The following is a 12,549-nucleotide window of genomic DNA, read 5'->3' on the forward strand; positions in this document are numbered from 1 at the left end:
AACCTATTCCAGGGTGAAATGCAAGGCAGATGTTGTCACAAGGTTTTCTCAAGTAATAGCCGATAATCAGCCACTTCGCCTTTCTTTTCCAGTTGAACAATCTGATAGTGATGGTCGATGAGCATCATCAGCATCGCCCGGAACTGATTGCGGGTTTTCACCCTCAGTTGGCGATAGCCCTGTCCTCGAGCCCAGTTTTCCTGCTCTGCCAATAGCGTCAATGCCACACCGTGACGGCGATAAGCCGGCAATACGGCACCCAACCAGCTGTAAAACACCCCGTCTTGCTGCTGATAACCGAGTTTGAAACCGGCAGCCTGGCCGTCGACTTCGGCGATCAGTGCGCTCATCGGGAGTGAGCCGATGCGCCGTTGCAGATCGTTGAGATTGTGCAGATTGCCGAATTCGGGGATTTGCTGATACAGACGGTGAATTTCTTCGAGGGTGGCGTGGCGGGTGGTGACGGTCATGGCGGCCTCCGGATGGGTAGGCCGCCAATGATAACACGGGTCAGCTCGGTTGCAGGCTGCTGTCGCCCTGGCGAGCGGCAATGCGTTTGAGCAGCATATTCAGCAGCACGCCATACATTGGCAGGAAGAACAGCATGCAGATCAGCACCTTGAAGCTGTAATCGACCAGCGCAATCTCGACCCAGTTGTTGGCCATAAAGGCGTCGCTGCTCTTGTAGAATGCAATAAAGAAGAACGACAGCGTGTCGCTGATATTGCCGAGGAACATGGCCGCGGCAGGGGCCACCCACCAGGCGCTGCGCTGGCGTAACCGGTTGAAAACGTGTACGTCGAGGATCTGACCGAGCACGTAAGCCATAAAGCTGGCGACGGCGATGCGTGCGACAAACAGATTAAAGCTGCCCAGTGCGGCAAACCCCTGCCATTCCCCCTGATAGGTGACGGTGGAGATGACGTACGAGATAAACAGGGCCGGCACCATCACCGAAAGAATGATGCGTCTCGCCAGCGGGGCGCCAAAAATACGCACCGTCAGGTCGGTTGCCAGAAAGATAAACGGGAAGGTAAACGCGCCCCAGGTGGTATGGAAGCCGAAAATGGACATCGGCAACTGCACCAGGTAGTTACTGGAGGTAATGATGACAATATGGAACAGCGATAGCCAGACCAACGCGGTAAGGCGCTGTCGAGCGGTAAACGAGTACATGTTGTAGCCTTTTTAGCAGTGGGGTGAGGGAACCCAGAATGTCTTGTCTGTGCAGCGAAATAAGCTGCGCGGCCGCATGATACGCGTTTGCGCAACCAATGCAATGGTTAAATTTAACGCAAACGTTAACGCATCTTGCACAGAAAAACTACCGGCGTAAACTAGGCGCTAATGAGATGCGGCGAGCGTGCGCCGATCGCTTTTGACCGAGAAAAATTGCATGACTGACTTGTTTGCCCAGGCCGACCAGACGCTTGATGCGCTGGGGCTGCGCTGTCCGGAACCGGTAATGATGGTGCGTAAAACCGTGCGCCATATGGATAACGGTGAAACCTTGCTGATTATCGCTGACGATCCGGCCACCACCCGGGATATCCCGGGCTTCTGCCGTTTTATGGAGCATACGCTGGTGGCGCAGGAAACTGAAAAAACGCCTTACCGCTATTTATTGCGTAAAGGTGTTGAGCGCTAATCGCCGCTTTTGCCTAGCGTTTTTGCAGTATTTGCTGTGCGTCCGATGCGCGAGCATGCATTGCCAGCCCCCTGAAATCCTGCGGGCGGTAATAGTGGGGCGGCACCGGCAGAGAATGCATCGCATCCGTCGGCCAGAGTTGCAGTTCACCCAGCCTGGCCAGCCAGAACCCCTGAACCTGCAGCGGTAACATCAGGCGCTGTGGGGCGGTACTTTCGAACGGGGGCCGATGGGGCAGGCGATTGCTGCCGGTGGTGTAATCCCGTTTCAAGACCAAAAACTTCTCCGGCACCCGGCGATGGCTGTCCCACCAGTCGCCATCAATCCCGTCGAGTTGCCGCTGTGTTTCCCTGATGGAGACGGCGCCAAGCTGGTGCAGGGCCTGGGGGAGCAGCGTCTCCATGGCGTGGTTGTAGGCCGTGAGGGAAACCGCCTGCCCCTGCAAGATAGCATCGATCGCCAGCCGTGATCCCAGCAGGTTGGAATACAAATCCTCCGGTGAAAAAGCCGAGACCTCCTCTGAAAACCCCGGTACCGACTGATAGCCATACCACTGTGCCACTTCATGCCACGCCGCCATTTGAAAGGCGAGTTCTCCTGCCAAATACGCCGCGAGCGTATAGCGCTGCGCAGCATCCTGAGGCGGGGTAAAGGCGTTCAGCTGGATACGGCGTATTGCCAACTCGGGGCTAAGATCGATATTCCATTGCTGGCCCAATCGGGGTAGCAGTTGGCTGAACAGGAAAAGGGTATTGTCGGCGGTGTCGCGCACGTGAGCGATATCGATAAATCCCCCGCGGCGGGTGTACATCACCCCCAATTGCTCGCTGCCAAGTCCCATCAAGTTGCTAACGGCATTGAAAGCGCTGTCGTTATAGTGGTGACGGCCAAGCCGGTCTGCATCCACCAGGTTACCCAACTGATAAAAGGGCACCGGGATACCCCAAACTTGCGCTTTGAGGTTGTAGCCAAAGGCACAGCAGGGGCGCAAACCATCCGGCGGGGACAGCGGCGCAGCCACCGGCCAGGCGATACGGCTTTCGTTGATGGGTTGCGAGGTCACCAACGTTTCCACGGGTTTGGCAGTTAGCGCGGAAGTAAACGACAACAAAACCAGCAGTACAACAGAGCGCATTAAAAAGCTTCCCCAACCTGAAAGTAAAATCCACTGCTGCCACGTCCGATGCCAAAATCGAGCCGCACGTTCATTTTCGGTTTGAATTCAAAACGGTAACCCGCTCCCAGCGTGGGTAACCAGGGCCCCTGGCCCAAATCGCCAGCCTTGCTACTTAGCGTGCCCGCACCGGCCCAAAGAACGTAACCGTGGCGCCAGTTCAGCTTGCGACGGTATTCAAGCTGGCTGCTGAACACATTTCTGTCGCGATAACGGCCTTGATAATACCCCCGCATGCGTTTGTCGTCGCCCAGCCCGAACAGCCTGTCCCAGGGGACATCGCCAGTGATCAGGCGGCTGTAGGCGTCCAACGCCAGCACGCTTTTCGCACTCAAGCTGTGGTAAGCATTGTACTGACCCTCCACGGCATTGAAACGGCTGTCGCCGCCCAATTCCGGCGCAAAATAGGTGTCACTCAGGCGAAGATACTGGCCACGGCTGGCATTAGAAACGAAGTCGCGCGTATCGTAACTCAGCGAACCGCTGACTCCTGAACTTAGCGATGAAACGCCGGCCTTTTGGGCCCTTAGCAGGCTGCTGCCATCTTCATCAGTCTTGCTGGCGTGCGTCGAGGAAAAATCCCAGCCAACCCCCGCGTAGGTGGCATTGGCAATGCGATACAGCAGCTGTGGCGCTATCTGGAATGCCTGTTGCGTGTACTTTTCTTTGTTACCGTTGTTATGTCCAGCCTGGTAACCGGTGCCCCAGAAATAGGTAGGCATATTATTCAGCGAGCCGTCGGCAAAGAAACGCCATTGGTCTTCAGCGAAAAAACTGTGGTTTTGGAAACCGACGCCGAAGGCGCCGGTGGTGCTGAAAAAGCCCTTTAACGCCAGCGTCGAGTTTTGGCTGACTTTATCGTGTGTGTCCGGTCGGTATATTCCCACCACGGCGGTGCCGATGCCCAGACCGAGTTCTGGCGTATAGAACGGGCCGGGCAAAACGCCCCAATCGATGGTTTTGCTGCTGTCGAAATGATTGTCAGATCCCAGCGGGGCCAACATTCCATCGATTTGCTGACGTGACAATAAGGCGGCGTTGGCAGCGGGCAGCAGCACCAACAAGGCCAGCGGCAAACTGCGAATCGATATTGCCATCAGAAGCGATATTCACCCGAGACCATAAAGCTGTTGCGTTCGCTAAAGCCAAACTCGGTCAACAGGTTAAAGTGTCTGGTGATTTCATATTGCGTGCCAATCAGTACGTTCCACGGTGATTGCAGATGCTGCTTCACGTCGAAGCGGCCTTCACCCTTCTGGTTGGCAATCATCATCAGATTTTGCAGCTCAACCGGCATTTGTAAATCGCTCAGGCTGCCCTTGAACCTTTGCTGCACGTCCTGATACATGGTGCCGACCCACAGGTTGAGATGGGTTTGCCCACTGATACCCGGCACCAGGAAACGGTAACCTACCCGAGGCGACACCGTCAGTGCGGAAATTTGGCCATCAAGGATATCGAAATTGGTGCGGGTGTAGTTGGTATCGACCGAGGTGAACCAGTTGTCATACCCGCCGACCAAGGTGAAACCGGCACCGTAAGTGGTGCCTTTAAAATCGAGTTTGAAATCCAGATCGCGCAGTGTCCCTTCCTGGTTCATACCGTGCACCATACCGGCGATTAGATTCTCCATCGAGCCTTCGGCATATTGGCTGGGATGGCCGTCGACGGAGACCTTGGACAGCGAGCTGCCTTTGGTATGGCCGACAATGCCGTAAACATTGAGGAACGGCAGCACCCAGGTATCCAGACGCATGGTTTCCGTTTTGCTTTGTTCGCGAGTTTTGCTTACGTCTATGTCGAACAAATTGGCTGGCAGGGCGAATGTGTCCCAACCTAGTCCAGTAAAGTTGATGCTATCGACATCGATATTCTGCCGCATGTTCATGTAGTTGATGCCGATCCCGAAGGGTTCCGGCAGATCATAACCGCGGGCCCGTGCTTCATCCCCCCAAAGGGGCAGCAGGCGGTGCTCCGGCAGGGGTTTCGCCTTCGGTACATCAGCATGCTGGGCTGCCGGTAAGGCATGTTGGGTGATGAAGAGGGGGCGATCGGCAGTATCAATGAGCTGCTCGGTGGGGGCTGAATCAGGCTGCTGCGCCAGAGCAAGTGAAGGGATAAAAGGGATGGCGAGCAGGTTCAGGATTTTAAAATATAGCGGTTTCATTCATTCGGCCATGACTCTGATAAGTTTAATTGGCTTATCGGGTTTCAGTGAATAGATGGCGGAAGAATATAGAAAGGCATGCTGGCTTTATGGTTATTACGTGCGACTTGTCGGTGTTATTTTTCGGGTAAGTGAGTCAGGGTGCCGCCAATGGCACCCTGACATGTTGCTCTTATTACTGACGTTTTTTCAGCAAGCGCAGGGCGTTGGCGGTGACCAGCGCGGTAGCGCCGGAGTCTGCGAGCACCGCCAGCCACAGCCCGGTCAGGCCCATTAGGGTGGTGATCAGGAATATCCCTTTCAGCCCCAACGCAATGGTGATGTTTTGCCGGATATTGGCATGTGTGGCGCGCGAGATGCGGATCATCTCCGCTACGCCCAGTAGCCGATTGTGAGTCAGCGCTGCGTCGGCGGTTTCCAGCGCCACGTCGGTGCCGCTGCCCATGGCAATACCAATGCTGGAGGCTTTCATTGCCGGCGCGTCGTTGATGCCGTCACCGATCATCGCCGTTGGGCGCAGCTCGCTCAGCTCGGTCACCGCTCTTACCTTGTCTTCCGGCAGCAGCCCGGCGCGGTAATCCAGCCCCAGCTCAGTGGCAATCGCTGCGGCGGCACGCGGGTTGTCACCGGTTAACATCACCCCGTTGATCCCCAGCGCATTCAGTTCGGCAATCGCCTGCTTGGCGTCGCTGCGCAGCGTATCGCGCAGGGCCAACAGGCCGATCGGCACGCCATCTTCCAGTACCACTACCGCCGTTTTACCGGCATTTTCCAACTGTTCTACCCGGTCAGTACCCTGCCGGTCGAGCAAGCCGGCAGCCAGCTTGGCCGGTGTGCTGATCAGCACGGTTTTACCGTCGACAACGCCTTCCACACCGACACCGGCCAACGCGCGGCGATGCTGTGCCGGCGGCAGAGGGGCGCCATATTGTTCTGCGCGGTTGATAATGGCCTGCGCCAACGGGTGATGGGAGCCGGCTTCTACCGCCGCGGCAAGGGTCAACAATGACTGTTCGCCAATGCCGTTGAGCGGCAGGACATCCGTGACCGTCGGCTTGCCTTCCGTCAGGGTACCGGTTTTGTCGAAGGCAATGGTTTGCACCTGGCCCAGTTGTTCCAGCGCGGCGCCACCTTTAATCAGCGCACCGCGACGGGTTGCCGCCGCCAGTCCGGAAGTAATGGCGGCTGGCGTGGAGATCACCAGCGCACAAGGACAGCCGATCAACAACAGGGTCAGGCCGCGATAAATCCAGACATCCCAGGGTTGCGCATACATCAACGGCGGAACCAGGATCACCGCAATGGCCAGCAACATGATGGCCGGTGTGTAGTAACGGCTGAAACGGTCGAGGAAACGCTCGATCGGCGCACGGCGCTCTTCGGCTTCTTCAATCAGCTGCAGGATGCGGTCAATGGCGTTTTTGCCCGGCTCGGAAATCACCTTCATTTGTGCAGCCTGATCGACCGATAAACTGCCCGCCGCCACTTTCTGACCCTGCTGACGTTCGACCGGGACCGACTCGCCGGTCAGGGCACTTTCGTCGAAGCTGGCGAACGGGTTGAGCAGTTCGGCATCGGCCGGCAGGCGACCGCCGGGAGCAATTTCAATCACATCGCCGGGGCGCAGGCTGGCGACCGGTACGCGTTTGCGTTCGGTTCCCCGCAGCAGCAGGGCATCTTCCGGGACCAGTTCCATCAGCGCCTTCACGCCACGGCGAGCGCGGTTGGCGGCATAGGATTCGAGCATTTCGCCGACCATAAACAGCAACAGCACCATGGCCGCTTCGGCGGTCGCGCCTATAAACAGCGCGCCGATGGCTGCCACGCTCATCAGAGTTTCAATGGCAAACGGCGTGCCCGAGCGGATCAATCGCAGCGCTTTGGTGGCGACCGGTGCCAGCCCTACCAGCGTGGTGGCGATAAAGGCAATTCGGCTCAGCTCAGGGTTGACCATGCTGAGCGCCCAGCTGACGATCATCAGCGCGGTGAGCAGCAGCAATGGGCCAAATTCCCCCAGGCGCGAAGGCTTTGGTGGCTCGGCTTGGGTTGCCTGGGTGCCAAGCAGGGTAAAACCGGCTTGTTTTACCGCATCCTGAATGCGCAGGCTGAGATCGGACTGGCCGTCGACCACCAGCTTTTCAGTGGCAAACAGCACGCGGGCATTTGCAACGCCTGGAATAGCGGTAACGGCATTCTCAATTTTTTTGGCGCAGCTTGGACAGTCCATACCCGTGACCTTCCAGCTGTAGCGTTGACTACCGGCGAGGGGGGCGGCAACTAGCCTGTCGCTCTCCTCGTCGGGATCCCCATGATCGTCAGCGCTGCAACAGCTGGCGCCATGATCGTGGCTATGGGCGTGCTCGCTGTGGTCAGCGGCATTTTGTTTTTCACTGCTGCAACCGTGCTGAGTTTTGCTGTGGCTGTGATTGCAACCGCAGCCGCCTTCGGCGTGGTTATGTTCCTGATGATTATGGTTTTCATGGTTATGCATAACGTCCCCCTCAGGGCAGTTAATGAGCTTCTTGAAACAGACTCTACACCCTGGAGTCCACTCCAGAGTCAAGCGACGGATGAGAATTATTGCTAACGGCGCATCTGAGGGGAGATTGGGGATGTTTCTTTCTGCCTATGTCGTTTATCGCGGGGACAACGAGCGCGAATCGGTCAAGTGGGCACGAGGCTATTAGTCAAAAAAAGAAAATGTTATTCCGGCAGGAACTAAAAAATACCGGCGGCTAATAATAAAGAGTTATTAATCTATAACGCTTTAGCAAAATTTAACTTTTGGCCGTCTAAATCCCAGCACGATTCGCTTGACCCTACAGGCCGCATTTTTGTTGGAGTTTGTTACCAACTCATGGCGTTTAAGTTTCATTAATATTGTAAAGAATGGAAAAAACCAGCAGAAATCGCCTTCGAAACGACAATAAATGGCTGATTATTTTATGTTCAGTTTTGCACCCCTGCCTATAATTGGAATCGATTACCTTTTATAGCGGTAATCTTATTTACTGATATATATGCATTAATTCTATCTAACACACTGCCGTCAACGGCGCATAAAGCCCTTCCCGTTAGCATGCGGTTAGTTATCCGTGGCTTCCTGGCAGGTTATGTCTATCTGTCTGATTGAAAACAATCGGCTAATGAGTGGAATCGAACCAATGCAATCTACTAAAAAGGCAATTGAAATTACTGAATCCAGCCTTGCGGCTACGGGCTCCGGTTACAATGCAGTAGACGATTTACTGCATTATCATGAGCGCGGCAACGGCATTCAGGTTAATGGCAAGGACTCATTTTCTACCGAACAAGCCGGGCTGTTTATTACCCGCGAGAACCAAACCTGGAACGGTTATAAAGTTTTTGGCCAGCCGGTTAAATTAACCTTCTCTTTCCCGGATTATAAATTCTCTTCCACCAACGTCGCCGGCGATACCGGGCTGAGCAAATTCAGCGCGGAACAGCAGCAGCAGGCCAAGCTGTCGTTGCAGTCCTGGTCTGACGTGGCCAATATCACCTTTACCGAAGTTGGCGCCGGCCAGAAGGCCAACATCACCTTCGGTAACTACAGCCAGGATCGTCCCGGCCATTATGACTACGATACCCAGGCCTACGCCTTCCTGCCGAACACCATTTATCAGGGCCAAAACCTGGGCGGGCAGACCTGGTATAACGTCAACCAGTCGAACGTGAAACACCCGGCCAGCGAAGACTATGGCCGCCAGACCTTTACCCACGAAATTGGTCATGCCTTGGGCTTGAGCCATCCGGGTGATTACAACGCCGGTGAAGGCAACCCGACCTACAGAGACGCCAGCTACGCCGAAGATACTCGTGAGTTCAGCCTGATGAGTTACTGGAGTGAAACCAACACCGGTGGCGACAACGGCGGGCACTACGCTGCGGCACCGTTGCTGGATGACATTTCCGCTATTCAGCATCTGTATGGCGCCAACCTGACCACCCGCACCGGCGATACCGTGTATGGCTTCAACTCCAATACCGGTCGTGACTTCCTCAGCACCACCAGCAACTCGCAAAAAGTGATCTTCGCGGCCTGGGATGCGGGCGGTAATGACACCTTCGATTTCTCCGGTTACACCGCTAACCAGCGCATTAACCTGAACGAGAAATCTTTCTCCGACGTGGGTGGGCTGAAAGGCAACGTGTCCATTGCCGCAGGTGTGACCATCGAGAACGCGATTGGCGGTTCAGGCAATGACGTGATCGTCGGCAATGCGGCCAACAACGTGCTGAAGGGGGGCGCGGGCAACGACGTGCTGTTCGGCGGCGGCGGGGCCGATGAGCTGTGGGGCGGTGCGGGCAAAGACACCTTTGTCTTCTCTGCGGTCAGCGATTCTGCGCCGGGTGCTTCCGACTGGATCAAGGATTTCCAGAAAGGCATCGATAAAATCGACCTGTCATTCTTCAATCAGGGTGCGCAGGGCGGCGATCAGATCCACTTCGTCGATCATTTCAGCGGCGCAGCGGGCGAAGCCTTGCTGTCTTACAATGCGTCGAATAACGTCAGCGATCTGGCCCTGAATATCGGCGGCCATCAGGCGCCGGACTTCCTGGTGAAGATCGTCGGCCAGGTGGACGTCGCCACTGACTTTATCGTGTAACAGTCCAGACGGTAACGCCCGGTCCCGGTTGGTCGGGCGTTATACGGGAGCCGATATGAAGGGCAGCTTAGCGCACGCCGCCTTAGTGGCAGGCGGCATGATGGTTACGGGAGCAGTTATGGCCGGCAGTTTGGTTCTTCTCAGCGCGCAGTCACTGGCGGGGCAATGGCAGGTTGCCAATGCGGAACAGCAATGTCAGATACAATTTTTGGCCGACGAACAGCATGAAACCCACGGCTACGTCTTGGTCGATCGCCAGCATTGTTTGGAGAAGGTGTTAACCGCCGAGGTCGTCGGTTGGCGGCCGGCGCCGGATGGCATCGCTTTGCTTCGGGCGGATGGCAGTACGCTGGCGTTCTTCTCGCGCGATGGCGATATTTACCGCAACCAGCTTGGGGCCGATGATGGTCTGACGCTGAAGGCGCTGGTATAACAACAGCGGGTTCGGTAGCCGAACCCGCCCTGATGAGCTTTAAAGGTACAGAGAACGTACGATCAGGAAATGGCCGGAGAAATAGCAGAAAGCCACCAACGCATCCGCGGCGCGGAAGGTCCAACGATAGCGGTTTACCAGCCACACGACATTGGCCAGCAGCAGCAGTGATGTGCCCGCCAGCAGCGAGAAACCGAAATCGGTGCTGCGCATAAAGTATTGTTCACCCGCCAGCCACACCATCAGTAGCGTCATGGCTACATAGGTGGCGATCGGCCAACGCATTTCTTCCAACCGCGTCCAAATCGTCGCCAGTAACAGCACGCCGATAATCAGCAGCGCCAGCGGCAGCGGCCAAAACAGGCTGAAGGTCATCTGGCTGGCGAAGCTCAGGGTATACAGCAAGTGCGAAAGGAAAAATGCCCCGATGGCGTAAAGCACGCGCTCGCGCGGTAGCAGCAGCAGAGTGTCGGCGATCAAGGTTGCCAGCAGGCCGAGGACGATCAAATACCCGGCAGGCCCCAACACCGGCGCCTGCCAGGCCAGCAATAACAGCAACAGCAGGGTGATGGGCTTAAACACCCAACGCTGCCAACGCGGCCCGCGGTAGGAGGCATCGACGAACAGCCAACCGGAAAAGAATACGGCAAGGAACGGCCAACTCATTATGTCTTCCTTATTCATTATGGGAACCGCAGCAGCCGGTTCCAAATTGTCACCAGTGTCACTTCCTGATTGCAGTGTAGGCAGCGCCCCTGCAATCGACAATGCTTTCTTGCTGATGAACGGTAACTTATTTGCAGAGCAAGAAAGGGCGGCGAAGTTTCTTTCGAACAAACCTGCTGACAATGGCGGTTCAAGCGTTGCGGATCATTTTCTGAGAGCCATAACGTTCAGATGAGAATGCTAATTAATTAGTCATTAATGCTGTGCGTGACAATAATAGCTAAGGATTAATCTTAGAATCTCATTATTATTTAGCAGGTTGGGTAACTGTATTTGCAGTTTTAGCTTTTTTTAGACCCACCATCGGTCCCGCTTGATACATGATGTTTCTGGGGAGTTATGCAATTGGAAATAAGAAAATATCTGAATGAATCAGAAATAAAAAAAATGATAAAAAATATAAAGGGGGGACTGAATTCGATCAGGGACAGTTGCATGATCACCATGTGTTTTGTTCACGGTTTGCGGGCCAGCGAGTTAAGCCGTATGACGGTGGACAATATAGAACTCGCCGAGCGGCGGGTTTTTATTTCGCGATTGAAGAATGGTCTGTCGGTTCAGCACCCATTACAACCTGATGAGACCCTGATGCTTAAACGCTGGCTGGATTACCGCAAAGACAGCCCGCACGCCGGCCAGCCCTGGTTATTTTTGTCGCGTAAAGGCGGCCGGTTATCGCGCCAGCAAATCTACCGACTGATCCGTGATTACGGCAAAGCGGCACGTCTCGAATTACCAGCCCATCCCCATATGTTACGCCACGCCTGCGGCTACAGTCTGGCAAATAAAGGTATGGATACCCGACTGATACAGGATTATCTCGGCCACCGGAATATTCAGCATACGGTACTCTATACCGCCAGTAATGTCCGCCGTTTCAAAAGAATCGAATTTTAACTTTCGCCCAGAAGATTAATTCTCTTGAAATAGCCACAGTGTGAACTCACTGTCGTAACGGCCGTCGGTCATTAAATGACACTCTTCCACCGCTGTGTGAACGGGGTGTTTGTTTCGGGCTCAATATTGCAATGCTCGGCGGCGGCGGCAAACAATGCCACCTCATGGGGCACGTTAAGTCGCCGCATAATATTGTGCTTTTGACCACTGACCGTTTTGACGCTTTTCCCCAGCGACTGTGCGGTCGCCGTGACGCTGCCGTTGCACAGCAGAGCGGTCAACACCTGTTGTTCCGCCGCCGGCAAGGCAACTTGCGCAGTGGTGTGGTGCGGGCCGTAAAGCAGCGCCCCCAGCGCATAGAGCTCGCCGTTGTGCCGCAAGCCGGCTTTGTCCATTGCTCGCTTTTTATGGCTGGAAATGGTGCGAATATCTCGGTTCATGCGGGCGGCCAACTGCCAGGGATGCATACCGCCGAGCAATGTCAGTAATACCCGACTCTCAGTTAGCGTCAAGAATGGCAGGCTTTGTGGCTGTTTGGCGGCCAGACCGGGGGCAATGTTCAGCACGCCTAACAGACGGTGCCAGGCGGGGGCGGAAAACGGTGCCAGCAGGCTCAGCTTCAGGTCATGCCGACAGGACTTCAGCACCACCAGTTGCCACAGTAGCGGCAGCCAGTTGACGCCGCCGGTATGGGGCAGGGGCTCCAGCCGCACGGCGCTTTCGGCGGCGGGGTGTAGTTTAAGGACAATGCTGGGCAGACTGTCTGCCGTGGCGATATTACGCAGCAGGTCCTGCTCCCTGGGGGCGGGGAAATAGCCGGTGTGCTCGTTAACGGTCAAACGCATATCATCTCTCCTGCAATCAAATGAAAAATAG

General features: G+C 55.5%; 12 protein-coding genes. 4 read left to right on the forward strand and 8 right to left on the reverse strand.

Going from position 1 to position 12,549, the window contains the following annotated elements; translation table 11 throughout:
- Nucleotides 1–35 precede the first annotated feature (35 nt).
- Both LQ945_RS14240 and LQ945_RS14245 read right to left on the reverse strand, forming a co-directional pair.
- Nucleotides 36–470, reverse strand: coding sequence for a GNAT family N-acetyltransferase (locus tag LQ945_RS14240; RefSeq protein ID WP_269935301.1), 435 nt, complete (start codon nt 468–470; stop codon nt 36–38).
- 40 nt (nt 471–510) lie between these two features.
- Complete coding sequence (locus LQ945_RS14245; RefSeq protein ID WP_020824792.1) at nt 511–1,176, reverse strand: 7-cyano-7-deazaguanine/7-aminomethyl-7-deazaguanine transporter; 666 nt, start codon at nt 1,174–1,176, stop codon at nt 511–513.
- A 220-nt stretch (nt 1,177–1,396) separates the two neighbouring features.
- Between LQ945_RS14245 and tusA the strand changes: the two genes are divergently transcribed.
- Nucleotides 1,397–1,648: a sulfurtransferase TusA gene (gene tusA / locus LQ945_RS14250; RefSeq protein WP_020824793.1), complete on the forward strand. Its 252-nt coding sequence runs from the start codon at nt 1,397–1,399 to the stop codon at nt 1,646–1,648.
- A 13-nt stretch (nt 1,649–1,661) separates the two neighbouring features.
- On the opposite strand, the gene LQ945_RS14255 is transcribed toward tusA, so the two are convergent.
- From LQ945_RS14255 to LQ945_RS14270, 4 genes are all read right to left on the reverse strand, one after another.
- Complete coding sequence (locus LQ945_RS14255) at nt 1,662–2,783, reverse strand: DUF4056 domain-containing protein (protein WP_044554427.1); 1,122 nt, start codon at nt 2,781–2,783, stop codon at nt 1,662–1,664.
- A complete protein-coding gene (locus LQ945_RS14260) occupies nt 2,783–3,919 on the reverse strand; it encodes a BamA/TamA family outer membrane protein (RefSeq protein WP_270101033.1) in 1,137 nt (378 codons plus the stop codon). The genes LQ945_RS14255 and LQ945_RS14260 overlap by 1 nt, the downstream gene beginning before the upstream one ends.
- Entirely contained in the window at nt 3,919–4,989 is a 1,071-nt protein-coding gene (locus LQ945_RS14265) for a hypothetical protein (RefSeq protein WP_270101034.1), read from the reverse strand. The genes LQ945_RS14260 and LQ945_RS14265 overlap by 1 nt, the downstream gene beginning before the upstream one ends.
- A 175-nt stretch (nt 4,990–5,164) precedes the next feature.
- Nucleotides 5,165–7,480, reverse strand: coding sequence for a zinc/cadmium/mercury/lead-transporting ATPase (locus tag LQ945_RS14270; RefSeq protein WP_270101035.1), 2,316 nt, complete (start codon nt 7,478–7,480; stop codon nt 5,165–5,167).
- Between the two features lie 673 nt (nt 7,481–8,153).
- Here LQ945_RS14270 and LQ945_RS14275 point away from each other — a divergent pair.
- Entirely contained in the window at nt 8,154–9,617 is a 1,464-nt protein-coding gene (locus tag LQ945_RS14275) for a serralysin family metalloprotease (RefSeq protein WP_262240162.1), read from the forward strand.
- A 55-nt stretch (nt 9,618–9,672) separates the two neighbouring features.
- Nucleotides 9,673–10,050, forward strand: coding sequence for an AprI/Inh family metalloprotease inhibitor (locus LQ945_RS14280; RefSeq protein WP_269935307.1), 378 nt, complete (start codon nt 9,673–9,675; stop codon nt 10,048–10,050).
- 39 nt (nt 10,051–10,089) lie between these two features.
- Here the strand turns inward: LQ945_RS14280 and LQ945_RS14285 are convergent, their stop codons facing one another.
- On the reverse strand, nt 10,090–10,716 hold the full coding sequence (locus LQ945_RS14285) for a lysoplasmalogenase (RefSeq protein ID WP_020824800.1): 627 nt from the start codon (nt 10,714–10,716) through the stop codon (nt 10,090–10,092).
- Between the two features lie 405 nt (nt 10,717–11,121).
- Between LQ945_RS14285 and LQ945_RS14290 the strand changes: the two genes are divergently transcribed.
- Entirely contained in the window at nt 11,122–11,673 is a 552-nt protein-coding gene (locus tag LQ945_RS14290) for a tyrosine-type DNA invertase (RefSeq protein WP_269935337.1), read from the forward strand.
- A 71-nt stretch (nt 11,674–11,744) separates the two neighbouring features.
- On the opposite strand, the gene LQ945_RS14295 is transcribed toward LQ945_RS14290, so the two are convergent.
- Nucleotides 11,745–12,518, reverse strand: a complete 774-nt coding sequence (locus LQ945_RS14295) for a hypothetical protein (protein WP_269935308.1) — start codon at nt 12,516–12,518, stop codon at nt 11,745–11,747.
- Nucleotides 12,519–12,549: the final 31 nt, after the last annotated feature.

The sequence above is a fragment of the Serratia liquefaciens genome, from assembly GCF_027594825.1.
Taxonomy (GTDB): domain Bacteria; phylum Pseudomonadota; class Gammaproteobacteria; order Enterobacterales; family Enterobacteriaceae; genus Serratia; species Serratia liquefaciens_A.

Excerpts from the sequence above, each read along its gene's own strand:
- LQ945_RS14280 (WP_269935307.1), top strand. The coding sequence starts at position 9,673 with ATGAAGGGCAGCTTAGCGCACGCCGCCTTAGTGGCAGGCGGCATGATG.
- LQ945_RS14265 (WP_270101034.1), bottom strand. The coding sequence starts at position 4,989 with ATGAAACCGCTATATTTTAAAATCCTGAACCTGCTCGCCATCCCTTTT.
- LQ945_RS14240 (WP_269935301.1), bottom strand. The coding sequence starts at position 470 with ATGACCGTCACCACCCGCCACGCCACCCTCGAAGAAATTCACCGTCTG.
- LQ945_RS14255 (WP_044554427.1), bottom strand. The coding sequence starts at position 2,783 with ATGCGCTCTGTTGTACTGCTGGTTTTGTTGTCGTTTACTTCCGCGCTA.
- LQ945_RS14275 (WP_262240162.1), top strand. The coding sequence starts at position 8,154 with ATGCAATCTACTAAAAAGGCAATTGAAATTACTGAATCCAGCCTTGCG.
- LQ945_RS14270 (WP_270101035.1), bottom strand. The coding sequence starts at position 7,480 with ATGCATAACCATGAAAACCATAATCATCAGGAACATAACCACGCCGAA.
- LQ945_RS14295 (WP_269935308.1), bottom strand. The coding sequence starts at position 12,518 with ATGCGTTTGACCGTTAACGAGCACACCGGCTATTTCCCCGCCCCCAGG.
- LQ945_RS14260 (WP_270101033.1), bottom strand. The coding sequence starts at position 3,919 with ATGGCAATATCGATTCGCAGTTTGCCGCTGGCCTTGTTGGTGCTGCTG.
- tusA (WP_020824793.1), top strand. The coding sequence starts at position 1,397 with ATGACTGACTTGTTTGCCCAGGCCGACCAGACGCTTGATGCGCTGGGG.
- LQ945_RS14245 (WP_020824792.1), bottom strand. The coding sequence starts at position 1,176 with ATGTACTCGTTTACCGCTCGACAGCGCCTTACCGCGTTGGTCTGGCTA.
- LQ945_RS14285 (WP_020824800.1), bottom strand. The coding sequence starts at position 10,716 with ATGAGTTGGCCGTTCCTTGCCGTATTCTTTTCCGGTTGGCTGTTCGTC.